This is a genomic window from Phyllobacterium sp. K27, from assembly GCF_054796155.1.
This window is the reverse complement of record NZ_CM139240.1, coordinates 3,063,885-3,090,808: the sequence shown is the minus strand read 5'-3', so window position 1 is coordinate 3,090,808 and position 26,924 is coordinate 3,063,885. Positions and strand designations below refer to the sequence as shown.

Here is a 26,924-nt window from a genome sequence, read left to right as displayed (position 1 = left end):
CAAATAATGAGAACAAAGCAAGAACAATTTAGACAAAAGGATGGATGGAAATTATAGTCACATTGATATATTGGCTAAGTATGATTTCCGTCCTGATTGAAACCCGTAACTCAGACGAATTATTGGCCAGAACCCTTGCCGGGCTGGTAGGTGGAGCTGTCGAGGGGCTGCTCAGTGATGTGATTATTGTCGATTATGGATCATCGGATCAGACTCATCGTGTTGCCGATGCGGCTGGTTGTATCTTTCTGCAGGATCAAACATTGATCGACGGATTCCGGCGGGCGCGCAGTGAATGGTTTTTGCTGGTGGAACCCGGCGCGAGATTGCTCGATGGATGGATTGAGCCGGTCGCCGTGCATGTAGAGCGGGCGCAAGGTCCGGCCTGTTTCACCTGCTCCCATGCTCACCGCAAGCCTTTGCTTAACCGGATTTTTTCGAAACGCAGCCCCATTGCCGACGGCCTGCTGATCTCCAAACGTCAGGCAATGGCATTATTAAAGCCGGAAAAGAAGGCAGCCGATTTGGCGCGCGGATTGGCGATGAAGCGCTTGCGCGCAGAAATCATCCCAACAGCTTAGTTTAGCCCTTGCTACTGCGTCTCAAATGCTCATTGAGGCGTGGCATGATCTCGACAAAGTTGCAGGGCATGTGACGATAATCGAGCTGATATTGGAGAATATGGTCCCAGGCATCCTTGCAAGCGCCTGGGGAGCCCGGCAATGCGAACACAAAGGTGGCGTTTACAACGCCGCCCGTCGCGCGCGATTGAATCGTGGACGTGCCGATTTTATCATAGGAAATCCTGTGAAAAACCTCGGAAAATCCGTCCATCCGCTTTTCGAATATTGGTTCAAGCGCTTCCGGTGTCACATCGCGTCCGGTAAAGCCGGTGCCGCCTGTGGTGATGATGACATCGATCTGTTCATCCTTTGACCAGGAAATGACGCGCTCGCGAATTTTTGCAACATCATCGGTTACGATGTCTCTGGCCGCCAATATGTGGCCTGCGAGAGCGATGCGTTCAGCAAGTGTCTTGCCTGATTTATCATCATCGAGCGTACGCGTGTCAGACACGGTAAGAACTGCGATTTTGACCGGAACGAATGCGCGTGGTGAATTCTCGGACAAGATCAGCTTCCTCCTTCGCCGCTATGCGTGTTTATCACAAACCACGATGGATAAGCGTTGCGCAGCTGCGATGCAGCAGCAAAGGCCGCCTCATCGCTATCATAAATCGCAAAACAGGTGGCTCCCGATCCAGACATGCGCGCCAGACGCGGAGACGTGGAACACAGCGCATCCATCGTGTCGCCAATAATGGGAAGCAGTTCGACTGTGGCCGCATATAGATGATTTTCTGTCTGTTCAAGATAGGCGCAGACATCGTTCACGCTCCCGAATCTTGGCAAGGTGGGCAATCCAGGATTGTCTTGCTTTTTCAAGGCTCCGAAGACCTGTGGCGTCGAGACGGCGGTGCCGTTGTTGACCAGAACCATTGGCAGGCGCGGGATGGCTGTGACCGCCTCCAGTTCTTCGCCGATACCGCGGGCAATCAAGGGCCTTCCATGCAGGCACATGGGCAAATCCGCGCCAAGTGCCAACCCAATATTATTGAGATCGACAGGATCAAGATTGACGTTCCAAAGAGAGACCAGCGCCCTCAAGGTTGAAGCGGCATCGCTGGACCCGCCGCCAATGCCAGAGGCAATTGGCAAGTGTTTTTCCAGATCGACTGAAACAGGGAAAGCTTGGTCCGGAAATTCTGCACGCAACCGGTCTCGCGCTTTTAAAACAAGGTTGGACGCGTCGGCAGGTACGGAATGACCATAAGGCCCCGTTACACGAAATGAATCCACTCTGCTGCGTGCGACACTTATCCGGTCACCAAAATTTGCAAACACGACAAGGCTGTCCAGGAGATGATATCCATCATTCCGTCGGCCAGTTACATGAAGCGCCAGATTGATCTTGGCAGGCGCAGTCAGGCTGATCGTTTGCTCAAGGCTGTCGAGCATTTCCGTCAGTCTTTACGCACACGATATTCGCCAGTTTCCGGGTCCTGAACCAAGGTGCCTTGAGAGCGATTCTGGACTTCTTTTTCCGCCTCACGAACGCGTTTGGATACACGCTGTGCTTCGCGTTTGAACGAACGATAGCCATAATAGGCGGCGATGCCGACAAGCAGGAAAAAGATCAGTTGTGGCATCGTCCTAAACCTCGAATACTGCAAGCGCCAACATTTCAGCAATTATAACACGGCACTTCCTACTTGCCAAAACACACCAGTCTAAAGGCCGAAACGTGACCAAAGTGCCCGTTCTTCTGCGGCATTGACAACGCCTTCGGCAAGTCCGGCACCTATCCCACCAAACCGGATCTCGGCAGAAGGGAGTTTGCGCCCAAACAGCCCGCGTGGCTGCGAAATGAGTTTCATCTTGGTCTTGGGGCCATATAGCGACTGCAAATACGAGCGCATATCGCCAAGCCCGTCGATGAGTCCAAGTTCCAGTCCGCGTGTTCCGGTCCAGAACAGGCCCGTGAACAGGTCAGGATTGTCACTGAGCTTTTCGCCGCGCCGCTCTTTCACCAGATTGATAAAGGTCTCGTGAATTTCCAACTGGAGCGCTTTTAGATGCTCGATATCCTGCTTGTTTTCCGGCTTGAAAGGGTCGAGCGTGGCTTTGTTCGACCCAGCTGTATAAACGCGTCGCTCGACGCCGATCTTCTTGATAAGTTCCGTGAAGCCGAAGCTTGCGGAAACAACGCCGATTGAACCGACGATAGATGATGGGTCGGCGATGATCTCGTCACCGGCAACAGCAATCATGTAACCACCAGATGCAGCAACATCCTCAACGAAAACGTAAACCTTTTTGTTTTTTTCAATGGCAAGGTCGCGGATACGCCGGTAGATCAGCCGCGATTGAACAGGCGAGCCGCCGGGAGAATTGATCGATATTGCAACAGCTGGAGCATCTTTATCGCCAAAGGCTTCTTCCAGCATGCCGGCTGTGGAACTGAGAGAAAGGTCGTTGCGAAAGCGGCTGTTGCCTGACAGGATCGCGCCATGCAAACGCACCACCGGGATCTCGATATGGTCTGGGCGCCAACGGCGGGGCAATAACTTCCGAATAAATCGAGCCAAGCGGGTCTCCTTTAAGGTACTCGTCTCACGACCATGTAAGCGGTGCGGAGAAAAGCGCAATGGTACCAAAGTTTAAAACAGCGAAGAGACTCCGTTGTTAATTGCTATGGCGCGTTCGGTGAAATCATTGCCGGTTTCATGGTGCATGACCAAGGCGGGATAGAATGTCAGCCCCGCGCGGCTGCCCTTTACCCCTTTGATGATGATCCTGATCGCGGCCTCTTGAGGTCTGGGCTGGACAGGTACGATGATCAGACCGCCAAAGCGCCTTTGCAATGCGGTGAGCAATTCAAACAAGGACGCTGGCCGGGCGATGATTGCGAGTGAGCCGCCGGGTTTGATGATGGCAGCAGCCGTTTTGACCCATTTTTCCAGCATGCCATCTGTCATGACATGGGCTTCCGCCTTCAAGTCATCCGGTGTGGCGCGGTCCTTCGCCTCGTTGAAGGGCGGATTCATGATGGCAAAGTCAAAGGCGTTATCTTGAATCCCGGAAGCTAGCCGCGCTTTGGCCGTTGATGTGACATCAGCTTCAATAATGTCGCACTGGCCGGAGAACATATGGTTTTCCGGCAAAGCCAAAGACAAGCGTGCACACTCCACCATGACCTCGGATCGCTCGATGAGGGTTGCAGTGGCTTGGTTGCAGCGGGAAAGAACCGCAAGCCCGGCAGCCCCGGCTCCAGCACCAAGATCAGCAATGCGACCGCTAAACTCATTGGGCACCACACTTGCCAGCATCATGGCATCAACGCCAGAGCGATGACCTTTCGCAGATGGCTGGATAAGGTGGAAACGACCGCGATGGAATGCATCGATTGTATGAGGAATGTCCAGAAGAGGCATGGATTAGCCGCGAAGCTCCTGCTCAATTCCCGCATCGATCAGCAATTGGCGCGCCTCTTTTTCAAACTCTGAATCAACCATGACGCGCCGCGCGAGAACGCCAAGCGAACCTTCGAGGACACTCATATTGGCATCAGCGATAAAATATTTGATCTGAGCATCTTTCAGCAATGATTCGACGAAAGAAATAAGAACAGGGTCATTGAGGCGCATTATTTCAATCATCGGTACTACCGTTTAAAGAGGAATGGAGAAAAGGACACTGGCTTTATCACGAATTTGTGGCCTGCACCAATTCTGCGCGCCAATTCGCCGCTTGCGGGTTATAGGCAGTCAAAATAAGGTGTCGCCGCATTGCAACGCCACGTATCTTGCAAGGTTTTACCGGGCGTAGTGACATTTTGATTTGACCCGCAATCCTTTCTGGAGATCGAATTTGGTCCTCGGAATTGGGCGCAGGGTCAGGACAGTAGGAGTTTCATTTTGGGCGTTGTTGTCAGTCTTGAAGATAAGAAAAACAGTTCTGGTTCGGTTCAGCCCCTTGTCGATTTGACCAAGGCAGATATGGGACGAGTCAACGAACTGATTTTGTCGAAAGCAGGATCTGACGTTGAAATGATTCCGGAAGTCGCCAATCACCTGATCTCCTCAGGTGGCAAGCGTTTGCGCCCAATGATCACACTCGCCGCCGCGCGCATGTTCGGCTATGAGGGCGATGGTCATGTGAAGCTGGCAACCAGCGTTGAATTCATGCACACCGCGACGCTCCTCCATGACGACGTGGTTGATGAGAGTGATCTGCGCCGCGGAAAGAGCACTGCGCGTATGATCTGGGGCAATCAGGCAAGCGTTCTGGTTGGCGATTTTCTTCTGGGCCAAGCGTTCAAGATGATGGTCGAGGTCGGTTCGCTGGAAGCATTGGATGTGCTCGCTACCTCAGCATCAGTCATTGCTGAGGGTGAAGTGATGCAACTTTCGGCGGCAAAAAACCTTGAAACCACCGAGGATGAATATCTGGCCGTTATCAAGGCGAAGACTGCGGCGCTCTTCTCTGCGGCGGCAGAAGTCGGGCCGATTATAGCTTCTGCATCGAAGACTGATCGGCAGGCATTGCGTTCTTACGGCCTCAATCTCGGTCTTGCCTTTCAACTTGTCGATGATGCGCTGGATTATGGTGGCAATGCCAAAGATCTTGGCAAGAACACCGGCGATGATTTCCGCGAGGGCAAGATCACGCTTCCTGTTGTCCTGACCTATCGCCGGGGAAGCTCGGAAGAGCGTCAATTCTGGAAGGAAGCGCTCGAAAACGGCGCGAATGACGATAAGGGCCTGGAAAAGGCCAAGGGCCTGATGACGCGTTATGGGGCATTGAGTGATACGATCCAGCGTGCAAGGCACTTTGGAGGAATAGCCCGTGATGCGCTGGCTCCATTGGACCATTCACCACAGAAAGATGCCTTGCTCGAGGTCATCGATTTCTGCATCAGCCGGGTAAATTGAGGGCTGATGGATCGAGGCTATCAACTGGCTCAAGACACAAGTCTTTGGGAAACTTGAGCTGAAACCGTAAAAAGGCCATGGTTTCCTTGAGGATTCGCAGTATCGTTCCAAGTTTAGCCAGTAAAGAGGGAATTTTTTATGCAGCGCAGTAAGATACTCGGCTCCATTGCAGGAGTTACACTGGCTGCCATAATGGGTGGTGTGATCCCCGGTGCCGCTAACACGACGAAGACGCCAGTCATCAATACCGGAAACTTGTCGGGTGCCTTTCTTTCGGCCCGCACTGCCGAACGCGACAATGATTTTGACAGTGCCATAGCTTTTTACCGGCAGGCGTTGACCTATGATCCAAAGAATACGGAGCTGCGCCAGAGTCTTCTTCTTGTCCTTTTGACAAATGGCCAGTTCAAGGACGCCTTGCCGCTTGCTGCCCAGCTGAAGGCGGTGCCGGAAATAGAGCGCTTTTCGCGTTTGGCGCTTGGAATTGATGCTCTCAACAAAAAGCAATACCGACAAGTTGAGACATTGATGATGTTGTCGCTCCAGTCCGATCTGGACAGGATGGTGACTGGACTGATTGCAGCTTTCGCTAAAGCCGGTGCCGGCAAGCCCAATGAGGCCTTGGCGATGATCGACAAGTTGAAGGGCCCGGAAGGCTTTACGCTTTTCAAGGCCTATAGTTCTGCGCTGATTGCCGATATGGCCGGCCAGAAGAAAAAGGCAGCAGCGTTCTACCAAGCCGCTCTGGACAACAGGGCTAATATTGCAGCAGCACCTGACACATATGAGCGACTGGTTGAAGCTTATGCTTCGTTCAAGATCCGCAATGGTGACAAGGCTGGCGCTGAAACGCTGGTCAAGGAGGCGAACGAAGTTCTGTCTGGGCGCATGGTGCTTGTCGAGTACGGCAAGCAGATTGCCGGTGCGAAAACAGTCAAACCCTTGATCCAGACGCCGCAACAGGGGGCGGCTGAAATATTGTACGCCGTTGCAACAGCAATTGATAATAATGGTGGTGAGGCGTTCTCAAAACTTTATTTGCAAATGTCTCTGCCGCTTCGTCCCGATCACGATGCCACCCTTTATCAACTAGGCGACCTGAGTGCGAAACTTGAACAGCCGGAAAAGGCAATCGAGTATTTTGGCAAGATTGCCAAGGATTCTGCCTATAGGCGCGATGCCGAAATGCAGCTTGCAATCAACCTTGCTGTTTTGAAACGGAATGATGAGGCCATTCAGCATTTGGGTGTGTTGCTTGAAAGCAATCCCGAAGACATGCGGACCTATCTCGCGATTGGCAGCATTTACGCTCAGGATAAAAACTATAAGCAGGCTGCCGAAACCTATGACAAGGCTGTCGCGATCTTGAAGCAACCTACGCGCAACGACTGGACGATCTTCTACCAGCGCGGAATTTCCTACGAGCGGCTGAAGGAATGGGACAAGGCGGAGCCGAACTTCCTGAAGGCGCTGGAGCTCTATCCGGACCAGCCACAGGTCCTGAACTATCTTGGATATTCGTGGATCGATATGAATATCAAGCTGGAGCAGGGGTTGGATCTGATCAAGAAAGCCGTCGCTGCAAGGCCACAGGATGGCTATATTGTCGATTCACTGGGCTGGGCCTATTACCGTCTGGGGCGTTACGATGAGGCCGTTATTCAGCTTGAACTGGCTGTCAAACTGCGCGCCGAAGATGCCACGATCAATGATCACCTCGGTGATGCTTACTGGCGCGCTGGCCGCAAGCTTGAGGCGACTTTTCAATGGGCGCATGCGCGTGATTCCAAGCCTGAACCTGAAGATCTGGTCAAGATCGAGGAAAAGCTGAAGAACGGACTTCCAGAAGAAAAGAACCCCGGCGTTGCGAAGAACGGCGTTGAAACACCAAAGCCCGCTGAGCCTGCTCCGGCACCCGACAAGAAGGGTTGATTTCTTCGTTTCACTTGACCGGCCAGTATGCACGTCCTAGGAGGTGCATTCTCTATTATTTCCAGTAATGAAAAGGCCGCACGGTGACTTCTCCCTTGCCAGATCATATGCACCCGACCCGCTCGTTTCAGGGCTTGATCCTGACACTTCACAATTATTGGGCGCAGCACGGCTGTGTGATCCTGCAGCCCTATGACATGGAAGTTGGTGCGGGTACGTTCCACCCCGCAACGACCTTGCGTTCGCTTGGGCCGAAGCCGTGGAAAGCCGCCTATGTGCAGCCTTCACGCCGCCCGAAAGACGGACGTTACGGCGAAAACCCGAACCGGATGCAGCACTATTATCAGTATCAGGTGATCATGAAGCCATCGCCACCGGATCTTCAGGAGCTTTACCTCGGCTCGCTGCGGGCCATCGGCCTTGACTCATTGATGCATGATATCCGCTTTGTCGAGGACGACTGGGAAAGTCCGACACTTGGTGCATGGGGGCTAGGCTGGGAGTGCTGGTGTGACGGTATGGAAGTTTCGCAGTTTACCTATTTCCAGCAGGTATGCGGCATCGAATGCTCACCAGTCTCGGGTGAATTGACCTATGGTCTGGAGCGCCTCGCCATGTATGTCCAGGGCGTCGACAATGTTTACGACCTCAATTTCAACGGCCTTGAGGGCGATGAAAAGGTCACCTATGGCGACGTATTCCTGCAAGCAGAACAGGAATATTCCCGGCACAATTTCGAACATGCAAATACCAGCACATTGCTAAGACACTTCGAGGATGCGGAAGCGGAATGTGAAGCGCTGCTGCGCGCTGGTGCTCCAAAGGAAGGCGATAACAGCCCTCAGCATAAAATGGTCCTGCCAGCCTATGACCAGTGTATCAAGGCCTCGCACGCATTCAATCTTCTTGATGCCCGCGGTGTGATCTCGGTCACGGAACGCCAGAGCTATATATTGCGTGTGCGCAATCTTGCCCGGCAGTGCGGCGAAGCCTTCCTTCTCACGGAAGCGGGTGGCATCAATTTCAAGAGTGAGTCCGTATAATGCCTGATCTATTGCTCGAACTTCGCTCGGAAGAAATTCCGGCACGTATGCAGCGCAAAGCTGCCGGTGATTTGAAAAAGCTGGTTACCGATGCTTTGGTTGAAGCCGGACTGACCTATGAAGCCGCGGGTGACTATTGGACGCCGCGCCGTCTTACGCTCGACATACGCGGCCTGACGGCGCGTTCCAAGGATGTGCATGAAGATCGCAAAGGCCCAAGCGTCAATGCGCCTGAGCAGGCTATTGCTGGCTTTCTGCGTTCCGCCGGATTGAATGATATTTCCGAGGCGCATGTTCATACGGATCCGAAGAAGGGTGATTTCTACGTTGCCCATCTGACCAAGCCGGGCCGCGGTGCCGAAGAGATTATTGCGGAACTGATGCCAAAGATCATCCGCGAATTCCCATGGCCTAAATCCATGCGTTGGGGCGCGGCATCTGCAAAGTCTGGCAGTTTGCGCTGGGTGCGCCCACTACAGTCTATTGTCTGCACATTCGGGCCAGAAACCGAAGAACCGGTTGTGGTCGATTTTGAGATTGATGGTCTGCGAGCCGGGAATGTAACCTATGGTCATCGCTTCCTGAGTGATGGCAAGCCGATTACCGTTCGCCGTTTTGACGATTACGTCGCGAAACTGGAGAAAGCCAAGGTGGTTCTTGATGCGGATCGCCGCAAGGAGATCATTCTCTCCGACGCCCAGAATATTGCTTTTGCATCAGGGCTTGAGCTTGTTGAAGACGAGGCGCTACTTGAAGAAGTGTCTGGTCTCGTTGAATGGCCCGTGGTGCTGATGGGTGAATTCGAAGAAGAGTTCCTTGCAATTCCGCCGGAAGTTATTCGCCTCACCATCAAAACCAATCAGAAATGCTTTGTCACCCGCAAACAGGGTGAAGCCGATAAGCTTTCCAATAAGTTCATCCTCGTTTCCAATATTGAAGCGACGGATGGTGGTCGCGAGATCGCCCATGGGAATGGCAAGGTGGTGCGCGCCCGCCTCTCGGATGCTCTATATTTCTGGAATACGGATCAGCATGATCTGCCGGACATGCACACGCTGGCGTCCGCTGCTACCAAGTTTGATCTTGATCTGTCCAAGCCGCTTGATCAGCGCATGGCGCGTTTGGATGCGCTGAACGTTACTTTCCACGCAAAACTTGGCACGCAAGGCGAGCGCGTAACGCGGATCAAAAACCTCGCGCGCTTGCTCGCAACCCGGATCGGCGCTGACCCGGTATTGGCAAGCCGTGCATCCGTTCTGGCTAAGGCCGACCTTACGACAGAAATCGTTGGCGAGTTTCCTGAGTTGCAAGGCGGCATGGGCCGGAAATATGCACTCTTGCAGAATGAGCACCCATCAGTGGCTGCCGCCATTGAGGAGCATTACAAGCCGCAAGGACCGTCTGATTTTGTACCAAGTGATCTGGTTTCGGTTGCTGTTGCACTGGCCGACAAATTGGACACGCTGGTCGGTTTCTGGGCTATCGATGAAAAGCCAACAGGTTCGAAAGATCCGTTCGCATTGCGTCGCGCAGCTCTGGGTGTGATCAGGCTTCTGCTTTCAAGCGATTGGAAAGTCGAGCTTCTGCCCATTTTCCAAGACGCCTTTTCTCAATTGCGCGAAGAGAAAATCGAGCAGAGGATCGAGCATTTCGAGGAAGCGCAGGCAGCCCAGAATTCGGGTGATGTGGATGGCGAGGAGGATGTCATCAACGCGATATCCGGCTTTGAAAAACGTATACGTGATGAGGTGTCAGAGCGGTCACGGCCTATTCTTCTCGACCTGCTGGCTTTCTTCCATGACCGCCTGAAAGTGCATCTGCGCGATCTTGGTGCGCGTCATGATTTGATAGACGCCGTGTTGAAGCCCGAGTCGGACAATCTGCTATTGATCGCACGCCGGGTTGAAGCACTGGTTGTCTTTCTCAACACGGAAGACGGCAAAAACCTTGTTGCCGGAACCAAACGGGCGGCCAATATTTTGAGTGCCGAGGAGAAAAAGGGCACAGCCATTTCAGACGTGGTAAACCCGGTACTTTTCAACGACGATGCGGAAAAGAACCTTTACTCTGCGGTGAATCAAGCTGAGAACCAAGCGGCTCAAGCGATTCAAAATGAAGACTTTTCCGGTGCCATGATCGCATTGAGTGCATTGCGTGAACCAGTTGATTCATTCTTTGAAAAAGTGCTGGTTAATGACGGCAATGCCGATATCCGCGCCAATCGTCTGGCGCTGCTTTCGCGCATTCGCACGGCGACAAACACTGTTGCCGACTTCTCGAAGATTGTTGGATGACAAGAAGATAGGCGGATTTTTTCGCCTGTTTTCATTTGCTCATGCGCCCTGCCAAATCAGATTTGGTCTGGCGGGAACAGTTGCGTCTCTGCGCATAACCTCATTCGGTCTGTTCATCAGCCAATACTTGCGGCGCGCCACTTCATTCGTGTAGGCAATGGCGACCATTGGAGGTTATTTTGGCTGTAGTTTTGGGAATAGATGATCAGGCGATCCTTGATGCCGCCGATACGCTGGCTCAGGGTAAGCTGGTGGCTATTCCGACAGAGACCGTCTACGGCCTTGCAGCTGATGCAACGAACGGAAGCGCCGTCGCTGGTATTTTTGAGGCCAAAGGCCGCCCGCATTTCAATCCGCTCATTTGCCATGTCTCCGATATTGCCATGGCGGAACGTTATGCCGAGATTGATCCGGTTTCGCGTCAATTGATTGATGCTTTCTGGCCGGGGCCGCTTACCCTTGTTCTGCCATTGAAGCCAGAGGCGGGCATCCACCCCTTGGTGGCAGCAGGGCTTGATACCATTGCGTTGCGCATGCCACGTGGCGTTGCTGGAAAAATCATCGCCGCGCTTGGCCGGCCACTGGCGGCGCCAAGTGCCAATACATCGGGCAAGATCAGCGGAACCAGCGCTCTCGCTGTCGAGGAAGATATTGGATCAAAGATAGCCATGATCCTGGACGCTGGTCCATCAGAAGTCGGGCTTGAATCCACGATTGTGAAAGTTGAGGGCGATGCGATCCTGATGTTGCGTCCCGGCGGTCTTGCCGCTGAAGAGATCGAAGCTGTGATCAGCCGGAAGCTTGACCGGATCGATCAGCGTGCTGCCATTCAGGCGCCGGGAATGATGGTTTCTCACTATGCACCGGCAGCAGGTGTGCGGTTGAACGCTCTTGAAGTAGCGGCGGGTGAAGCTCTGCTTGCATTTGGTCCGCAGCGCGCAACGGGAGCCTCGCATGCCAAAGCGATTCTTAATTTGAGCGAAACGGGCAGTCTTCACGAGGCAGCTACCAACCTCTTTGATTTCATGAAACGCCTCGACGCCGTTGGCAGCACCATGATTGCCGTCGAACCAATACCCTTTAACGGCCTCGGCGAGGCAATCAATGACCGTCTTATCCGCGCCGCAGCGCCACGCGCCTTGTCGGTAGCCGAAATGGAACAGATAAAATGACACTGACGCAGGGTTTGATCGAACGTTTTGTGACAATCGTGGGTGAGGCTTATGCTTTGCGTGATGAGAGCGATATTGAGCCCTATCTGATTGAGCCGCGGGATAAATTCGGCGGCAAAACACCACTGGTGTTGCGTCCCTCAAATGTCGATGAAGTTTCGGCAATTCTCAAACTTGCAACTGAAACTGGAACTGCCATCGTGCCGCAAGGTGGCAATACCGGACTTGTTGGCGGTCAGATTCCAGATGGTAGCGGAGCCCAAGTCGTCCTGTCGCTTTCGCGGCTGAACAAAATCCGCAGCGTCGATCCCGCTGGCAATCTGGCCATTGTTGAAGCCGGTGTCGTGCTGCAAAAATTGCAGGAAGCGGCTGCCCAGGCGGGAAAGCTGTTTCCGCTATCCCTTGGCTCCGAAGGCTCGTGTCAGGTGGGAGGAAATCTTTCATCCAATGCCGGGGGAACCGCGGTACTGGCCTATGGCAATACGCGGGAGCTGTGTCTTGGTGTAGAAGTCGTTTTGCCAACAGGGGAAATCCTGAATGATTTGCGCACCGTCAAGAAGGACAATACCGGGTACGATCTGAAGGACCTCTTTATTGGGGCAGAGGGTACGCTGGGCGTTATCACTGCTGCAGTTATGAAGCTGGTTCCACAGCCGAAAGGCAAAGGCGTTGCCTATGTTGGACTTTCCAGCCCTGATAATGCCTTGCAATTGCTGAACATGGCGCAGAGCCATGCGGGGTCATCATTGACGGGCTTTGAGCTGATGCCACGTATTGGCGTTGAGTTCTCGGTTGCTCATACGGAAGGCGTGCGTGATCCGCTGCAGGAGCCTCATAATTGGTATGTTCTCCTCGATATTTCGTCATCGCGTTCAGCAGAGGACGCACGAGAAACCATCGAGTCGATCCTGACGGAGGCCTTCGAAGCCGGTCTGGTAGACGACGCTACCATTGCTGAAAGCACCGCGCAGGAGAAATCATTCTGGCATATGCGCGAGGCTATGTCTCATGCGCAAAAACCCGAAGGCGGATCGATCAAACATGACATTTCCGTCCCTGTCGCAAGAATTCCAGATTTTATCAAAGAGGCGGATCAGGCCGTTCTTGATCTTATTCCCGGTGCGCGCATTGTTTCATTCGGCCATATGGGCGATGGCAATCTTCACTATAATATCTCGCAGCCTGTCGGTGTGGATAAACAGGCGTTTCTTGATCGCTGGGCTGAGGTAACGAAGCATGTTCACGATATTGTCCGCGCCTATAACGGGTCGATCTCGGCGGAGCATGGTATTGGTGTGCTGAAGCGGCAGGAACTGTCCGAAACCAAGTCACCTGTTGCGCTTGATCTGATGCGCCGCATCAAGAAATCATTCGATCCCGCAGGCATTATGAACCCCGGCAAACTTATCTGACATCGCAAGAATTTGTTCATGCTCCTTACCAGAGTCTTGGGGCAGGTTGGGTTTCGATAACCATTCCATCTAATCAGAAAGAGTTAACCCAGTTCGTTAAGCGCTATTGGGAAAGTTGACGCTACTGTGTCCCTAACGAGACCAGAAAATGGTCCGTCCTTACAGGGAAATACAAATCAGAGAAGACCGGAAAACCGGCTCTCAGGATCGACAGAAGGCGTCAAATGAACAAAGCCGGAGTAAAGCCGGTTTGGGCAGGTCGGGAATTCCGGCTTGACCCATTCCACCTGCCACAGACAGTAACCTATGCGACACGCGATGATCGCGGCGACATCACCTTTACCCTGCACGAACGAGGTGCAGTGGTGAAGCGCATTCTTCCGGCCAGCAATCTGCCGGTTTCGCTTGCCCTTCCACCTTGCGCCTTCCGCGGCGTTACGGCCCGGGCAACGGAAGATGAGCTTGGTGATATCACTGTAACGCTTGAACTCATGCATACGGACCCGCAACTTTCCGTTCCATTGCTCGTCGCCCACGACCTCAACGATGTAGCCGCCGATTGGCGTGCATGGTCATCAATGTTCAAACTGCCAATGATGATGGTGGAAGAAGATGGTGTTGCCCGTCAGCTCGACAACAGCATTGGTCCAGTTGCCGTTTCGGCCCCAACGCCTCGCCGTCAAGGCCGTGAGCCTCGCCGTCGCCGTCCGCGCTTTCTTGCCCGTCGCAAAATGGGCGATCTTGGCCTGCGACTGGTTATCAGCGGTGAAGAGATTATCGCACAGGGCTCAAGATAGCCCTGGCATATCTCAGAACATCGGTTTGACGACGGTCCACAGCCCACCGGCAACAAGACCAAGAAAGATCACCCAGCCGACGACCGTGTTCGATTTGAAGAGCCGCAGGCATTCATCCGGATTGTCGATATCGAGTGTCATGATCTGCCGATACATATGTGCGCCGGCTGCCAATAGGCCGGCCACGGCAGGCATAGGAACCTCGGCCATGGCAAAGGCACCAAGAAAAAGCGCCAATGCGCCGCCGTAAAGGACCATCAGCGCTTCGCGGGTGCGGCTGCCGAACAGCCGCGCCGTAGAACGCACGCCGACCAGCGCATCGTCTTCCTTGTCCTGATGGGCATATATTGTGTCATAGCCGATGACCCAAAGGATTGAGCCTGCATAAAGCAGAATGGCTGGCCAATCCAATGAGCCGAAATGTGCTGACCAGCCAACCAGCGCACCCCATGAAAATGCCAGCCCAAGCACAAATTGCGGCCAGTTGGTTATGCGTTTCATGAATGGATAAATCGCAACAATCAGCAATGATGCGATTGCAAGGATAATGGTGAAAAAGTTCAACTGAACCACGACAGCAAGACCAACCAGCGCCTGTAGCACCAGAAATAATTTGGCCTGTTTCCTGGTCACCTGACCGGAAGGCAGCGGCCGCGAGCGTGTCCGCGCCACCTTATTGTCAATATCCTCATCCGCAAGGTCGTTATAGGTGCAGCCAGCCCCACGCATGGCGATTGCCCCAATGAGGAAAAGTATCAGATGATAGGGCGAGGGAAGAACGGACCACAGCGGCTCGCCAACCTTTGCACCTGCCGTTGCGGCAAGTGCCGTCGCCCACCAGCACGGCCACAGGAGAAGCCACCATCCAATCGGCCTGTCCCAGCGCGCGAGCTGTGCATAGGGCCAGAGCCAGTTTGGCAAGGTGCGATAGACCCAATGGCCTGAGGGTGCATCGAACACGCGGCCACGGCTCTGCCGGGACTGAATATCATCTTTTTCCGTAATCATGGTTTGACCTTGCAGCGGTTGCCCGCGCAGTCAAGCACCTGTTGAGCATTTTCAGGGCAAAATTCTTATTGCGCGCTTGACCCCTGCGCTTCAAAGCCATACCGACACGGCAATAAATCTTTCTAGGAGCGGAATTGCGATGAACGTCTTGCTGATAGGTTCCGGCGGCCGCGAGCATGCATTGGCATGGAAAATGGCGGCTTCACCCGCCCTGACAAAACTCTATTGTGCTCCGGGTAATCCCGGTATCGCCCAGGTGGCCGAATGCGTGGCACTCGATCCCTCCGACCATGTGCAGGTTCTTGCATTTTGCAAAGACAATTCAATCGATTTCGTGGTTGTTGGTCCGGAAGCGCCTTTGGTGGCAGGCATTGCAGACGATCTGCGTGCTGAAGGATTTTCCGTATTCGGCCCGTCGAAAGCGGCGGCGCGGCTTGAGGGGTCGAAGGGTTTTACCAAGGATCTATGCGCGCGTTTCGATATTCCCACTGGCGCTTATCAGAGATTTACCCAAGCTGATGCCGCCAAGGCATATGTCAGGCAGCAGGGCGTGCCAATCGTGGTCAAAGCCGATGGACTTGCTGCGGGCAAAGGCGTTGTCGTTGCTTTTGAACTGCAAGAGGCTTTGGATGCAGTGGATGCGTGCTTTGAAGGTGCCTTTGGTGGTGCCGGTGCCGAAGTTGTCGTCGAAGAGTACCTTGATGGCGAAGAAGCCAGCTTCTTTTGCCTGTGTGATGGAAAAATCGCACTTCCCTTTGGGACAGCACAAGACCACAAGCGCGTTGGTGATGGTGACACCGGGGTCAATACCGGTGGCATGGGGGCCTATTCGCCTGCACCGGTAATGAGCCAGGAAATCATTGACCGCACCATGCGCGAGCTGATCGAGCCGACGATGCGCGGCATGGCTGAAATCGGCGCGCCGTTCAGCGGCATACTCTTTGCCGGTCTGATGATTACCAAGGATGGGCCTAAACTGATCGAATATAATACGCGTTTCGGCGATCCGGAAACGCAGGTTCTGATGCTGCGTCTGAAAGATGATCTGCTTTTGCTGCTGAAAGCCGCTGCCGATGGTGCATTGGATCAAATGTCAGTGCGCTGGAATGATGACCCTGCCTTGACAGTCGTTATGGCTGCGAAGGGTTACCCGACTTCTCCGCAGAAGGGCAGCGTCATCAAAGGCGTGGATGCCGCGGCCAAGGATGATTCGGTAGAGATTTTCCACGCAGGTACCGCTTTGAAAGACGGTGATCTCGTCGCCAATGGTGGGCGCGTATTGAATGTGACAGCAAGCGGCAAAACTGTGCGATTGGCTCAAGAAGCTGCTTATAATGCCGTTTCAAAAATTGATTGGCCGGAGGGATTCTATCGTCACGATATTGGCTGGCGGGCAATTGAACGGGAACGTGGCTAGTCGTTCTATCGAGCGGTCACACAATATCTGGCCGGGGAGGCGAGTGCTAACCAGGTATCCCGATGTGCAGACTGTTTTAAACTTTGTGTGATCAAGCCGATCCTGAGCACTTCGTCCTGATGCATATTTTTTTGCGGTTTGGTAATGGAAGCTGTCAGGGTTTCATCGACATTCGCATTTGGAGGGGCAGGGGCAAGTAGCTCATTGATACCGGCGATAAAATCGTCCGTTGCAATGGCGGATTGCGTCAGCTTCCAAAGCGCACGGTAATCGACCAGCGGCGGCTCGGCGCCAGCCATAAGTATATCATCCTGTGGGTAGGGGCGATTGCCCGGCATTGGCAGATTGTCCGGCGGAAGAGCGCGAACCAGTTCTCCCAGAGGCCATGCGTTTTTCAGCTGCGCAACGGTCATATCAGCCACGTTTACATCGATGTCGCGATTGGTACCCGCCGGCCGGTAAGGACAGCGTTGCTTGGTGCAATTGCTTTGGGAGGCAAATTGCCAGAGCGCGTAGTCTTGCCAGTTGCCTTTGGGAAAATGTGGAGCAATGTCGGATTCATATCGCGCATACCATAATTGCAGGCGAGACAGGGTTGGAAACTCTAGTCGCCTGTCTGCAATATATTTCGCCGTTGTACCATTGGTGTAAAGCACCGGATAGCGGCCTGTCCGCAGTTTGATATGCTCGGCAAATATCTGGGCGTCCCGCAATGACATGAAGCGCTCGGGATCATTGTCCTCAATATCAATGGCTATCAGTTCGTCATCACTTGGCTCGGCGTAATCGATAAAATGGTTGGCCTGCTCTATCGGATTACCCGGGCGACCAAGATGGTACGCACCCCATTTCAGTCCTAGAGCTTTGGCAAGCGCGCGACGTGTTTGATAGAGTTCGCGCGAAACTGCGTAATTGCGCCATATGCGCCTGCACAATTCCCGTTGCATTTCATCGTTGATCCGCTTGCAGTGGTAGTTGGCGGGCAGGCCGTCGGAACCTTTATGGATGAAAGCAGCTATACGTGGGTCTTTGACGATTTCTGCAAGATTAAATGAGTTTTGTTCGTAGCCATCAAGCACAATTGCACGGGCCTTGTTTGACCATGGCGTGGTGAATTCCGAGACGGCATTCGCACTGCTGCTGAAGCACACTCCCAAAAGGGCTGCTGCAAAAGCAAATGTGGATCGCCAGATCGTCAATATGCTGCCTCGTAACAGGATGTTTCAAGATGCCAGCCAGATGGTGTCTTCATTAAGTTAACATGATGTTAACCATGAAAATACGTTCGCACGTTGTGAAATTCTTACGTTTACGTAAAAATACCCTTGCCTTTCCATACTTGGGAGTTGCAATGTCTTCCCGCATCACCGGATGAGGAGACCGTAATATGTACCGCGCGCCTGTCGAGGAAATAGCCCACACTTTGAAAAACGTCGCAGGTTTGGCCGCGGCAATGGAGCAGGGCCGCTTCGGCGATCTCTCTGCTGATCTTGTGGATGCTATTCTGGAGGAGGCTGGGAAATTTGCCAATTCCCGCGTTGCTCCTTTGCTTGAACTCGGTGACAAGCACGGCACCCCGCTCAACGACGCTGCGATCACCATGCCTCCAGGCTGGAAAGATGTTTATCAGGAGTGGGTTTCCGGTGGATGGAACGCCCTGACCGGCAAAGAAGAGTTCGGCGGTCAAGCCTTGCCGATGATGTTGGCCATTGCGACGTTCGAAATGTGGAATTCGGGGTCAATGGCCTTCGGCATCGGACCAACGCTAACGCTCGGGGCAATTGAAGCCCTTGAGGCGCATGCCACGGAAGAATTGCAGCACACCTATCTTCCAAAGCTTGTGTCCGGCGAGTGGATGGGCACGATGAATCTGACCGAACCGCAGGCGGGATCAGATGTTGGGGCGTTGCGCACACGGGCCGAACGGGCGGATAACGGTACCTATCGAATCTTTGGCAGCAAGATTTTCATTACCTATGGCGAGCACGACCTTACCGATAATATTGTCCATCTGGTCTTGGCGCGTTTGCCTGATGCCCCCGCCGGAACCAAAGGCATTTCACTGTTTTTGGTGCCCAAATATCTGGTTAATGAGGACGGATCGCTTGGAGCGCGCAATGATGTGTTTTGCAGCAGCATTGAGCATAAGATGGGCATACATGGCTCGCCCACATGCACGATGATTTATGGCGATGGCTTTGCAAAGGGCAGTAAGCCTGGCGCAATCGGCTGGCTCATCGGCGAGGAAAATCGCGGTCTGGCCTGCATGTTCACCATGATGAATAATGCCCGTCTTGCGGTAGGCATTCAGGGCGTAGCCGTTGCCGAAGCTGCCTATCAGAAGGCGCTGACCTATGCTGAGGATCGCCGCCAGATGCGTGCACCCGGCTGGACAGGTGAAGGCATGAGCCCGATCATTGAGCATCCGGACGTGCAGCGCAATCTTTTGACAATGAAAGCTTTAACTGGAGCTGCCCGCTCTATTTCCTATGCCTGTGCTTTTGCCCTGGACATGGCAAAAACAGGAAGCGGAGATGAGGCTCGCTATTGGGCTGACCGGGCTAATCTGCTGACACCTGTAGCCAAGGCCTTCTCGACGGATATTGGCGTGGATGTCGCCTCAATCGGCATTCAGGTGCATGGCGGTATGGGCTTTATCGAAGAAACTGGCGCGGCCCAGTTTTTGCGTGATGCGCGGATTGCGCCCATATACGAAGGCACAAACGGAATTCAAGCCATTGATCTTGTGCAGCGCAAGCTCGCGCTTGGCGGCGGCCAACATATCAAGGGCTATATAGACGAGCTTCGCACGATTGCCGATGCCGTTGCGGTTTCTAACAATCCTGTTTTTGGAGAAACGGCGAACCGGCTGCAATCTGCATTGAACGATTTAGAAGCCACTGGCGCATGGTTGCAGGAAGCCTTGGCGAATGGAAAGGTCAGCGAAGCGCTTGCAGGTGCAACGCCCTATTTGCGGCTGTTCGGTTTGGCCGCAGGAGCCTCCTATCTGGCGAAAGGCGCATTGGCTGATAGCGATAATCGCCACAAGGTACTGGCAAGATATTTTGCAGAAAACCTTCTCAATGAAACGGCAGCTTTGAAAGATCGTGTCCTCAATGGCGCAGCCAGCCTGCTCGGCGCTCGCTCCGCTCTCAGCCTATAAGGAAAGCTTCATGTCAGAACATATTCAGGTCGAACGGCAAGGTGCTGTCCAGATCGTCCGGCTCAACCGTCCGGAAAAGAAAAACGCGCTCACGCGTGCCATGTATGCTGCCATGACAAATGCCATGGTCGAGAGCGATAACAACGCGGATATCAGAGCAAATGTGTTTCTGGGTACACCCGGCGCATTTTCTGCGGGCAATGATCTCCAAGACTTTATGGCTTTTGCCATGTCCGGGCAGATGGGCACCGAGGTGTTTGATTTTCTCATTGCTTTGGCCAATGCGACAAAGCCGCTACTGGCTGGCGTCGATGGACTGGCGATTGGCATCGGGTCAACGATCCACTTTCATTGCGATTTAACATTCGCAACACCGCAATCGCTTTTCAAAACACCTTTCGTCGATCTTGGGCTTGTTCCGGAAGCAGCATCAAGCCTGCTTGGCCCGGTATTAATGGGATCGCAGCGGGCATTTGCTTTTCTTGCCAATGGCGATGGGTGGAGTGCAGCCGAAGCAAAGGATGCGGGGCTGATTTACAAGATAGTTGAGGCTGCCGATCTGGAAGCGACTGTTTTGAAAGCCGCAACCGATATCGCTGCCAAGCCGCCGGAAGCAATGCGGATAACCCGCGATTTGCTGCGCATGCCAAGAGAAGCGGTGGTGGAACGCATGAAGCTCGAAGCAAAGCATTTCAGCGAGCGATTGCAGGCTGAAGAGGCCCGCAATGCCATGGTCAATTTCTTCTCGCGCAAAAAGCCCTGAGAAACTTAGGGATAAAGCCTCTCTTTTCCCCAATCGCTGTCCGGTGTCTCACGACTGAATACTACCCGGTCGTGCAGCCGGAATGGCCTGTCGTGCCAGAACTCGATCGACGTAGGGCGAATACGAAAGCCAGACCAGTGTTTTGGGCGGGGAATCTCTCCTATCGCATAGCGGGCCGTATATTCGGCGACAGCCTTTTCCAGCGCAAACCGGCTTTCAAGCGGGCGGGACTGTTTTGAAGCCCATGCACCGATGCGGCTGCCGCGCGGGCGCGTCGCATAATAGGCGTCAGCCTCTTCGGCGGTGACGATTTCCACCGGCCCGCGAACCCGAACCTGCCGGCGCAAGGTTTTCCAGTGAAAACACATGGCTGCCTTCATGGAGCCAAGGATTTCGACACCTTTTTGGCTTTCGAAGTTTGTGTAAAAAACGAAGCCTTGGTTGTCGAAACCCTTGAGAAGAACCATGCGGACATCAGGCAATCCATCCTTATCGACAGTTGCAAGCGCCACGGCATTGGGGTCATTGGGTTCGGTTTTTATCGCATCGCCAAGCCATTCATCGAAGAGTGCGAATGGTTCGGACTTTTCAGTGAAGTCATCGGTTGTTAACTTCATTTAATCCATAGTCCCATAGTCATTTCGGATTGACCTTGTTAAAGAGAGGTATGTGTTTGGCGTTTCTATCATCCGATAGCAAGTTCGTTGCAAAAAAACAGCACGGTTTCGGTGCCCTGAGCGGGTTCGCTGCCGCTGTTTTCGTTTGTGCGCTGTCTGGCTGCGCCATGAAAGATTTCAGTATCGAGAAAGCTGTGCCCGACAAGGCAACCATAACGGGTTCTGTTGCCTCTGCACAGCAGGTGGATCCAAAGAGCTCTTCCGATCAGACAACGATACGCAATATTGTTTCGGCGCTCAATTTCACCCAATGGGGCAGCAAGCCCTTGCCATGGTCAAACCCGGAAACAGGCAGTCAGGGCACTATCACTGCCATTGCTGAGAAAAAGAATGAGACCGGCCTTTGCCGCGAATTCCAGACATCGCGCGAATCGTTTGATGGCGTCATGCTTTATAAGGGTGAGACCTGCATGCAAAATGATGGGCAGTGGGCGTTGAAGTCCTTTGCTCCTATGTAACGTGGGCAATTCGAACGTTGATGTTCATTTTTGAATTTAAAAATCTGGAATTTCTTCCTATTTAAGCCCATATAGGCAAAAAGCAATCTGACAACCTGTTCGCATGTTGCGAGGAAAGGCACTCACATGCGCGATCCATATACCGTGCTGGGCGTTGCCAAAACGGCAAAACCAGACGAAATAAAATCGGCGTTCCGCAAGCTCGCCAAGAAATACCATCCTGACCAAAATCAGGATGATCCCAAAGCACAAGCCAAATTCTCCGAGATTAATCAGGCCTATGAAATTGTCGGTGACAAGGAACGTCGCGGCCAGTTTGATCGTGGTGAAATCGATAGTGAAGGCAAGCAACGCGCTCCGCAGGGCTTTGAAGGCTTCTCAGGCGGAGGTGGAGACCCGTTTGCAGGCTTTGGCGGTCGGCAACGCCCCGGCAATTTCGAGTTTCGCAGCGGAACTGCCGGCTTTGGGGCCGAAGACATTCTAAGCAGCCTGTTTGGGGAGACGGCTGGCATGGGTGGCGCGCGTCGCGCAGGTCCTCGCAAAGGTGCGGACCTGCAGGCGACGATTGACATTACCTTGGAGCAGGCCGCCGGTGCCGAAAAGGTCGAGGCGGTGTTCCCCAATGGCAAGCGGCTGGCGATCAAACTGCCAACACAGGTGGAAAATGGACAAACGATTCGCCTTAAAGGACAGGGAGAAGCTGTTCCGGGCGGTATATCGGGTGACGCTTTGGTCACAGTCCGCTTCAAACCGCACGCGAAATTTCGCATCGAAGGCCGCGACCTTCACGTGGAATTGCCTGTAAGCTTGCGGGACGCTGCCCTTGGCTCGCGCCAGGAAGTTGAGACCTTGAGTGGTCGCGTAGCGATGAAAATCGCGCCATGGACCAGTTCTGACCGCGTTTTAAGGTTGAAAGGCAAGGGTTTGCCCAAGAAGCCTGACGGCCATGGCGATCTTTTTGCGCATGTCCGGATCATGCTGCCGGAGGACGGTGATTCGGCATTGGAGGCATTTTTACGTCAATCCGAGGTTTGAAAAACCAAATCCACGACGACAGTGCGCTTGAAGCCCGGCGCGGGCTGTGCGATACCGCACACAATCATAAGTCTCATGAAGGGTTGGTATATGACCGCCAAAACTGGTTTGATGCAGGGTAAACGCGGCCTGATAATGGGTGTCGCCAATAATCGGTCGATCGCCTGGGGCATCGCCAAGGCAGCACATGATGCCGGCGCTGAGCTTGCGTTCACCTATCAGGGCGATGCGTTGAAAAAACGCGTCGAACCGCTCGCACAGGAGCTGGATGCTTTCTTGTGCGGCCATTGCGATGTTTCAGATGCATCAACAATTGACGCTTGTTTCGAAGCTCTTGAAAAACATTGGGGCAAGATTGACTTTCTTGTTCACGCGATTGGTTTCTCCGATAAGGACGAGTTGACCGGCCGTTATGTTGATACATCTGAAGCAAATTTCACCAAGACCATGCTGATCTCGGTCTATTCGCTGACAGCAGTCGCCAAGCGGGCTGAAAAGCTGATGACCGATGGCGGATCAATTCTTACGCTGACCTACTACGGCGCTGAGAAAGTTATGCCGAATTACAACGTCATGGGCGTTGCGAAGGCTGCCCTTGAAGCAAGCGTGAAATATCTGGCTGTTGATCTTGGCCCGGATAATATTCGCGTCAATGCCATATCCGCTGGTCCGATCAAAACGCTTGCCGCTTCCGGTATTGGCGACTTCCGCTACATTCTCAAATGGAACGAGTATAATGCGCCATTGCGCCGTACCGTTACGATTGAAGAAGTAGGTGATGCAGGCTTGTATTTCCTTTCGGATTTGTCGCGCTCTGTCACGGGCGAGATACATCATGCTGATAGCGGGTATCATGTCGTCGGCATGAAGGCCGTCGATGCGCCGGACATATCAGTCGTCAAGGATTAATTCTAAAGTGCATTTGCCTGACACGATTATCTATTTCTCGCGTCACGGCGAGACGGACTGGAATGTGTCTGAACGCATTCAGGGCCAAGAAGACATCGATATCAATGTGCGTGGTCGGGCTCAGGCCGATCGTAACGGCGATTTGATGAAATCCCTCATCGGAAATGGTGAGGGCTTTGATTTTGTCGCCAGCCCTTTGCGGCGCACGCGCGAAACGATGGAGCGGATACGGACGCGGATGGGTGTCGATCCGCATGCCTACCGCACCGATCCCCGGCTCATGGAAGTGAGCTTCGGAGACTGGCAAGGCTTCATGATTGAAGACATAGCGGCCAAGACGCCCGAACTTGTGGAGGCGAGGGCCCGCGATAAATGGAACTTCGTTCCACCGGGAACCACCGCTGAAAGTTACGCGATCCTTGGCAAGCGAGTGGCCAGTTGGCTATCCGAAGTAAAAGGGCCAACAGTGTGTGTTACGCATGGTGGTTGCCTGCGGACGATATTCCAGATGGTCGAGGGTCTCGGCGGTCATGACGCGGCAAATCTTGCCATCACGCAGGATCATATTCTCCGGCTTGAACAAGGTAAGCTGACCTGGATGTAAGCGACTGTTCTATTCGGTTGCTTCTTCGATGTCGGTAATGAAGCGTTCCTTGTTCACCACGTCGAACATCAAGGTTACTTTCATGCCTTGCTCAATAACGCTCAGATCGAATTCGCCCGGCAGTTTATAGACCTTGCCGTCGTCCAGTGTGATCGTGGAATTGTCTTCATCGATTTTGGTAATTGTGCCTTGCGCATCATCGGCCAGCGCGCCAACTGGAAACAGGGAAGCGACAAACATGAATGCTGCAACGAAGAAGCGCATCTGAGATTTCCTTTAAATCAATACCAACGGTCAATAGGCCAAGTAGACTGTTCATTTGTGGCAAAACAATTGCTTTTTTCGTGATGAATGAAGGAATTTGAGAGACAGGTTTGACCACGGGTGTAAACGCTCATAAAACCCCCTGATAAAATGACAGGTGGGTTCATGTCGCATAATACGTTCGGTCATCTTTTCCGTGTTACCACTTGGGGCGAAAGCCATGGCATTGCGCTTGGCTGTGTCGTGGATGGATGCCCTCCCGGTATCTCGTTTACCGAAGCTGAAATTCAGTCCTATCTGGATAAGCGCAAGCCCGGTCAATCAAAATATACAACGCAGCGCCGCGAACCTGATCAGGTGCGGGTGCTTTCCGGCGTGATGCTGCAAGATGACGGCGTCACGATGATTTCGACCGGAACGCCCATTTCGATGATGATCGAAAATACCGATCAGCGTTCGAAGGATTATGGCGATATTGCGCGCCAGTATCGCCCCGGCCATGCCGATTATACCTATGATGTGAAATATGGCATTCGTGACTATCGCGGCGGCGGACGTTCTTCCGCGCGCGAAACGGCCGCTCGCGTTGCTGCCGGAGCGATAGCACGCAAAGTTGTGCCCGGATTGATCGTTCGTGGCGCGCTGGTCAAGATGGGCGTGCATTCAATAGATCACAGCCGTTGGGACTGGGCTGAGATTGATAATAATCCTTTTTTCACACCCGATGCCGGTGCAGTGGATACATTTGCCACTTATCTGGACGGAATTCGCAAAGCTGGATCATCGATCGGTGCCGTTATTGAAGTGATTGCCGAAAATGTACCCGCCGGTCTTGGTGCTCCCGTTTATGCCAAGCTCGATCAGGACATTGCCAGCTATCTCATGTCGATCAATGCCGTCAAAGGTGTCGAGATAGGGGATGGTTTCCACGCGGCGACGCTGACCGGCGAAGAAAACGCCGATGAAATGCGTATGGGCAATGATGGAAAGCCGGTTTTCCTCTCAAATCATGCGGGCGGCATTTTGGGCGGCATTTCCAGCGGCGCGCCCATTGTGGCGCGCTTTGCGGTCAAACCTACCTCATCGATTCTCACACCTCGTCAAAGCATTGATGCTGATGGCAAACAGGTGGATATCATGACCAAGGGCAGGCATGATCCTTGCGTTGGCATTCGAGCCGTTCCCATTGGCGAGGCAATGGTTGCCTGTGCTATCGCTGATCACTATCTCAGGCATCGCGGCCAGACCGGCCGTATTTAATCAAAGGGAATATCCATGGCCTATAATCAGAAACGGGTCGTTGATGCGCTTCGCGCCTTCGAACGTGGCGAAATTGTTGTCGTCATGGATGATGATGGGCGTGAAAACGAAGGCGATCTGATCGTCGCAGCGGTCCACTGTACGCCTGAAAAAATGGCGTTCATTGTGCGACATACATCTGGAATCGTATGCACGCCGATGACGCGCGAGCATGCAAAACGGCTTAATCTCGCACCAATGGTTGCCGATAATGACGCGCCGCATTCGACAGCGTTCACTGTGACTGTTGATTACAAGCACGGCACCACGACCGGCATTTCAGCCGAAGACCGCACGCTGACAGCGAGAAACCTGGCAAACCCCAATGCCGGTGCAGTCGATTTCGTGCGTCCCGGCCATATCTTTCCGTTGGTTGCACGCGAAGGTGGCGTTCTTATGCGCTCGGGACATACGGAAGCAGCCGTTGATTTGTGCAAGCTGGCTAATCTGCCGCCCGTTGGTGTTATTTGCGAACTCGTGAATGATGATGGAACTGTCATGCGTGGCCCGCAGGTTTCAAGCTTTGCCGAAACTCATAACTTGCAGCAAGTAACGGTGGCGGATCTTATCGCCTATCGCCAGCGCAAGGAAACATTGATCGAGCGCATCGGTGAATATGAGATCGATACCTGTGCGGGAACGGCAAAAGCGATCACCTATGCGCTGCCTTGGGAGCCGATGCACCACGTTGCGATAGTCTATGGTGATATTCGGGATGGCGAAGATGTGCCAGTGCGCCTGCAACGTGAAGATGTGCTCAGCGACGTTTTTGGCACGCGCAACACGCTTGATAGCATTATGAAACGTATCGCCGAAGAAAAACGGGGCGTTATCGTTTATCTGCGCGAAGGCTCGGTAGGCGTTGGCCGGGATGACGACCGAAACAGGGCTTTGCTGCAAGAGCGCGAAGCGCACGCGGAAGCCCGTGTACGGGACGAAGAGTGGCGACAGATCGGTTTGGGCGCCCAGATATTGAAGGATTTGGGCATTACATCGATCCGGCTTTTGTCATCACGCGAGCGTCACTACGTGGGTCTTGAGGGCTTTGGTATTCAGATTACCAAAACCGATATCATCTGATTGCTTTTCTACAATTGCGAAGCCGGCGGCATATTTGCAAGGAATAGTCGCCGGCTTTGCTATAATCTCGCTGTGAAACGCCACGTTTAGCGAGGAAAGCATT

Annotated in this window: 27 protein-coding genes; 17 read left to right on the top strand and 10 right to left on the bottom strand. The window is 53.4% G+C overall.

What is annotated here, in order from left to right:
• Nucleotides 1-44 precede the first annotated feature (44 nt).
• Nucleotides 45-581: a glycosyltransferase family 2 protein gene (locus ACYJL1_RS15315; protein WP_460896181.1), complete on the top strand. Its 537-nt coding sequence runs from the start codon at nt 45-47 to the stop codon at nt 579-581.
• A 1-nt stretch (nt 582) separates the two neighbouring features.
• Here ACYJL1_RS15315 and moaB read toward each other — a convergent pair whose 3' ends face one another.
• The 6 genes from moaB to ACYJL1_RS15285 form a co-directional block, all read right to left on the bottom strand.
• Nucleotides 583-1,131: a molybdenum cofactor biosynthesis protein B gene (gene moaB / locus ACYJL1_RS15310; protein WP_460896180.1), complete on the bottom strand. Its 549-nt coding sequence runs from the start codon at nt 1,129-1,131 to the stop codon at nt 583-585.
• Nucleotides 1,132-1,133: 2 nt separating this feature from the next.
• The gene (locus ACYJL1_RS15305; protein WP_460896179.1) at nt 1,134-2,018 is read right to left on the bottom strand and encodes a 4-(cytidine 5'-diphospho)-2-C-methyl-D-erythritol kinase; all 885 of its coding nucleotides are present in this window, start codon (nt 2,016-2,018) and stop codon (nt 1,134-1,136) included.
• Between the two features lie 5 nt (nt 2,019-2,023).
• Nucleotides 2,024-2,209 (bottom strand): hypothetical protein, encoded by a 186-nt coding sequence (locus ACYJL1_RS15300; RefSeq protein WP_460896178.1) that lies wholly within the window; start codon nt 2,207-2,209, stop codon nt 2,024-2,026.
• 81 nt (nt 2,210-2,290) lie between these two features.
• Complete coding sequence (locus tag ACYJL1_RS15295) at nt 2,291-3,148, bottom strand: S49 family peptidase (RefSeq protein ID WP_460896177.1); 858 nt, start codon at nt 3,146-3,148, stop codon at nt 2,291-2,293.
• 72 nt (nt 3,149-3,220) lie between these two features.
• Nucleotides 3,221-3,994 carry a tRNA1(Val) (adenine(37)-N6)-methyltransferase gene (locus ACYJL1_RS15290; protein ID WP_460896176.1) on the bottom strand — a complete coding sequence of 258 codons (774 nt, stop codon included), beginning with the start codon at nt 3,992-3,994 and terminating at the stop codon, nt 3,221-3,223.
• A 3-nt stretch (nt 3,995-3,997) separates the two neighbouring features.
• Nucleotides 3,998-4,219 (bottom strand): putative signal transducing protein, encoded by a 222-nt coding sequence (locus tag ACYJL1_RS15285; RefSeq protein ID WP_040854800.1) that lies wholly within the window; start codon nt 4,217-4,219, stop codon nt 3,998-4,000.
• 258 nt (nt 4,220-4,477) lie between these two features.
• Between ACYJL1_RS15285 and ACYJL1_RS15280 the strand changes: the two genes are divergently transcribed.
• The 7 genes from ACYJL1_RS15280 to ACYJL1_RS15250 all read left to right on the top strand — a co-directional run bounded on the left by ACYJL1_RS15280 (nt 4,478) and on the right by ACYJL1_RS15250 (nt 14,144).
• Complete coding sequence (locus ACYJL1_RS15280) at nt 4,478-5,494, top strand: polyprenyl synthetase family protein (protein WP_460896175.1); 1,017 nt, start codon at nt 4,478-4,480, stop codon at nt 5,492-5,494.
• A 138-nt stretch (nt 5,495-5,632) separates the two neighbouring features.
• Entirely contained in the window at nt 5,633-7,426 is a 1,794-nt protein-coding gene (locus tag ACYJL1_RS15275; RefSeq protein ID WP_460896174.1) for a tetratricopeptide repeat protein, read from the top strand.
• Nucleotides 7,427-7,533: 107 nt separating this feature from the next.
• Nucleotides 7,534-8,469: a glycine--tRNA ligase subunit alpha gene (locus ACYJL1_RS15270; protein WP_460898062.1), complete on the top strand. Its 936-nt coding sequence runs from the start codon at nt 7,534-7,536 to the stop codon at nt 8,467-8,469.
• Nucleotides 8,469-10,763, top strand: a complete 2,295-nt coding sequence (gene glyS / locus ACYJL1_RS15265; protein ID WP_460896173.1) for a glycine--tRNA ligase subunit beta — start codon at nt 8,469-8,471, stop codon at nt 10,761-10,763. Before ACYJL1_RS15270 ends, glyS begins: the two co-directional genes overlap by 1 nt.
• Nucleotides 10,764-10,942: 179 nt before the next feature.
• Complete coding sequence (locus ACYJL1_RS15260; RefSeq protein WP_460896172.1) at nt 10,943-11,935, top strand: L-threonylcarbamoyladenylate synthase; 993 nt, start codon at nt 10,943-10,945, stop codon at nt 11,933-11,935.
• Entirely contained in the window at nt 11,932-13,347 is a 1,416-nt protein-coding gene (locus tag ACYJL1_RS15255; RefSeq protein ID WP_460896171.1) for an FAD-binding oxidoreductase, read from the top strand. Before ACYJL1_RS15260 ends, ACYJL1_RS15255 begins: the two co-directional genes overlap by 4 nt.
• 224 nt (nt 13,348-13,571) lie before the next feature.
• A complete protein-coding gene (locus ACYJL1_RS15250) occupies nt 13,572-14,144 on the top strand; it encodes a DUF6101 family protein (protein ID WP_460896170.1) in 573 nt (190 codons plus the stop codon).
• Between the two features lie 12 nt (nt 14,145-14,156).
• On the opposite strand, the gene ubiA is transcribed toward ACYJL1_RS15250, so the two are convergent.
• Nucleotides 14,157-15,152 (bottom strand): 4-hydroxybenzoate octaprenyltransferase, encoded by a 996-nt coding sequence (ubiA, locus tag ACYJL1_RS15245; RefSeq protein ID WP_460896169.1) that lies wholly within the window; start codon nt 15,150-15,152, stop codon nt 14,157-14,159.
• Nucleotides 15,153-15,291: 139 nt separating this feature from the next.
• Between ubiA and purD the strand changes: the two genes are divergently transcribed.
• Nucleotides 15,292-16,569: a phosphoribosylamine--glycine ligase gene (purD, locus tag ACYJL1_RS15240; RefSeq protein ID WP_460896168.1), complete on the top strand. Its 1,278-nt coding sequence runs from the start codon at nt 15,292-15,294 to the stop codon at nt 16,567-16,569.
• Nucleotides 16,570-16,574: 5 nt separating this feature from the next.
• Here purD and ACYJL1_RS15235 read toward each other — a convergent pair whose 3' ends face one another.
• Nucleotides 16,575-17,768: a glycoside hydrolase family 25 protein gene (locus tag ACYJL1_RS15235; RefSeq protein WP_460896167.1), complete on the bottom strand. Its 1,194-nt coding sequence runs from the start codon at nt 17,766-17,768 to the stop codon at nt 16,575-16,577.
• A 188-nt stretch (nt 17,769-17,956) separates the two neighbouring features.
• On the opposite strand from ACYJL1_RS15235, the gene ACYJL1_RS15230 reads away from it, so the two are divergent.
• Together ACYJL1_RS15230 and ACYJL1_RS15225 are read left to right on the top strand one after the other, a co-directional pair.
• On the top strand, nt 17,957-19,732 hold the full coding sequence (locus ACYJL1_RS15230; RefSeq protein WP_460896166.1) for an acyl-CoA dehydrogenase family protein: 1,776 nt from the start codon (nt 17,957-17,959) through the stop codon (nt 19,730-19,732).
• A 10-nt stretch (nt 19,733-19,742) separates the two neighbouring features.
• Nucleotides 19,743-20,495, top strand: coding sequence for a crotonase/enoyl-CoA hydratase family protein (locus ACYJL1_RS15225; RefSeq protein ID WP_460896165.1), 753 nt, complete (start codon nt 19,743-19,745; stop codon nt 20,493-20,495).
• A 5-nt stretch (nt 20,496-20,500) separates the two neighbouring features.
• On the opposite strand, the gene pdxH is transcribed toward ACYJL1_RS15225, so the two are convergent.
• Nucleotides 20,501-21,112, bottom strand: coding sequence for a pyridoxamine 5'-phosphate oxidase (gene pdxH, locus ACYJL1_RS15220; RefSeq protein WP_460896164.1), 612 nt, complete (start codon nt 21,110-21,112; stop codon nt 20,501-20,503).
• Nucleotides 21,113-21,162: 50 nt separating this feature from the next.
• Between pdxH and ACYJL1_RS15215 the strand changes: the two genes are divergently transcribed.
• From ACYJL1_RS15215 to ACYJL1_RS15200, 4 genes are all read left to right on the top strand, one after another.
• Entirely contained in the window at nt 21,163-21,630 is a 468-nt protein-coding gene (locus ACYJL1_RS15215) for an RT0821/Lpp0805 family surface protein (protein ID WP_460896163.1), read from the top strand.
• A gap of 126 nt (nt 21,631-21,756) precedes the next feature.
• Nucleotides 21,757-22,665 (top strand): DnaJ C-terminal domain-containing protein, encoded by a 909-nt coding sequence (locus tag ACYJL1_RS15210; RefSeq protein WP_460896162.1) that lies wholly within the window; start codon nt 21,757-21,759, stop codon nt 22,663-22,665.
• Between the two features lie 90 nt (nt 22,666-22,755).
• Nucleotides 22,756-23,574: an enoyl-ACP reductase FabI gene (gene fabI, locus ACYJL1_RS15205; RefSeq protein WP_008125268.1), complete on the top strand. Its 819-nt coding sequence runs from the start codon at nt 22,756-22,758 to the stop codon at nt 23,572-23,574.
• A 13-nt stretch (nt 23,575-23,587) separates the two neighbouring features.
• Nucleotides 23,588-24,178 (top strand): histidine phosphatase family protein, encoded by a 591-nt coding sequence (locus tag ACYJL1_RS15200; RefSeq protein ID WP_460898061.1) that lies wholly within the window; start codon nt 23,588-23,590, stop codon nt 24,176-24,178.
• A 9-nt stretch (nt 24,179-24,187) separates the two neighbouring features.
• On the opposite strand, the gene ACYJL1_RS15195 is transcribed toward ACYJL1_RS15200, so the two are convergent.
• Nucleotides 24,188-24,442: a DUF1344 domain-containing protein gene (locus ACYJL1_RS15195; protein ID WP_460896161.1), complete on the bottom strand. Its 255-nt coding sequence runs from the start codon at nt 24,440-24,442 to the stop codon at nt 24,188-24,190.
• 165 nt (nt 24,443-24,607) lie between these two features.
• Here ACYJL1_RS15195 and aroC point away from each other — a divergent pair, with 165 nt between their 5' ends.
• Nucleotides 24,608-25,702, top strand: a complete 1,095-nt coding sequence (aroC, locus tag ACYJL1_RS15190) for a chorismate synthase (protein WP_460896160.1) — start codon at nt 24,608-24,610, stop codon at nt 25,700-25,702.
• A 15-nt stretch (nt 25,703-25,717) separates the two neighbouring features.
• Nucleotides 25,718-26,821 carry a 3,4-dihydroxy-2-butanone-4-phosphate synthase gene (gene ribB / locus ACYJL1_RS15185; RefSeq protein ID WP_460896159.1) on the top strand — a complete coding sequence of 368 codons (1,104 nt, stop codon included), beginning with the start codon at nt 25,718-25,720 and terminating at the stop codon, nt 26,819-26,821.
• The last annotated feature ends 103 nt before the right edge of the window (nt 26,822-26,924 follow it).

Coding starts and splice junctions, on each gene's coding strand:
- pdxH (WP_460896164.1), bottom strand. CDS start 21,112: ATGAAGTTAACAACCGATGACTTCACTGAAAAGTCCGAACCATTCGCA.
- ACYJL1_RS15230 (WP_460896166.1), top strand. CDS start 17,957: ATGTACCGCGCGCCTGTCGAGGAAATAGCCCACACTTTGAAAAACGTC.
- ACYJL1_RS15290 (WP_460896176.1), bottom strand. CDS start 3,994: ATGCCTCTTCTGGACATTCCTCATACAATCGATGCATTCCATCGCGGT.
- aroC (WP_460896160.1), top strand. CDS start 24,608: ATGTCGCATAATACGTTCGGTCATCTTTTCCGTGTTACCACTTGGGGC.
- fabI (WP_008125268.1), top strand. CDS start 22,756: ATGACCGCCAAAACTGGTTTGATGCAGGGTAAACGCGGCCTGATAATG.
- ACYJL1_RS15300 (WP_460896178.1), bottom strand. CDS start 2,209: ATGCCACAACTGATCTTTTTCCTGCTTGTCGGCATCGCCGCCTATTAT.
- ribB (WP_460896159.1), top strand. CDS start 25,718: ATGGCCTATAATCAGAAACGGGTCGTTGATGCGCTTCGCGCCTTCGAA.
- ACYJL1_RS15225 (WP_460896165.1), top strand. CDS start 19,743: ATGTCAGAACATATTCAGGTCGAACGGCAAGGTGCTGTCCAGATCGTC.
- glyS (WP_460896173.1), top strand. CDS start 8,469: ATGCCTGATCTATTGCTCGAACTTCGCTCGGAAGAAATTCCGGCACGT.
- ACYJL1_RS15255 (WP_460896171.1), top strand. CDS start 11,932: ATGACACTGACGCAGGGTTTGATCGAACGTTTTGTGACAATCGTGGGT.
- ACYJL1_RS15195 (WP_460896161.1), bottom strand. CDS start 24,442: ATGCGCTTCTTCGTTGCAGCATTCATGTTTGTCGCTTCCCTGTTTCCA.
- ACYJL1_RS15270 (WP_460898062.1), top strand. CDS start 7,534: ATGCACCCGACCCGCTCGTTTCAGGGCTTGATCCTGACACTTCACAAT.
- ACYJL1_RS15210 (WP_460896162.1), top strand. CDS start 21,757: ATGCGCGATCCATATACCGTGCTGGGCGTTGCCAAAACGGCAAAACCA.
- ACYJL1_RS15250 (WP_460896170.1), top strand. CDS start 13,572: ATGAACAAAGCCGGAGTAAAGCCGGTTTGGGCAGGTCGGGAATTCCGG.
- ubiA (WP_460896169.1), bottom strand. CDS start 15,152: ATGATTACGGAAAAAGATGATATTCAGTCCCGGCAGAGCCGTGGCCGC.
- ACYJL1_RS15215 (WP_460896163.1), top strand. CDS start 21,163: ATGTGTTTGGCGTTTCTATCATCCGATAGCAAGTTCGTTGCAAAAAAA.
- ACYJL1_RS15315 (WP_460896181.1), top strand. CDS start 45: ATGGAAATTATAGTCACATTGATATATTGGCTAAGTATGATTTCCGTC.
- purD (WP_460896168.1), top strand. CDS start 15,292: ATGAACGTCTTGCTGATAGGTTCCGGCGGCCGCGAGCATGCATTGGCA.
- ACYJL1_RS15285 (WP_040854800.1), bottom strand. CDS start 4,219: ATGATTGAAATAATGCGCCTCAATGACCCTGTTCTTATTTCTTTCGTC.
- ACYJL1_RS15275 (WP_460896174.1), top strand. CDS start 5,633: ATGCAGCGCAGTAAGATACTCGGCTCCATTGCAGGAGTTACACTGGCT.
- ACYJL1_RS15305 (WP_460896179.1), bottom strand. CDS start 2,018: ATGCTCGACAGCCTTGAGCAAACGATCAGCCTGACTGCGCCTGCCAAG.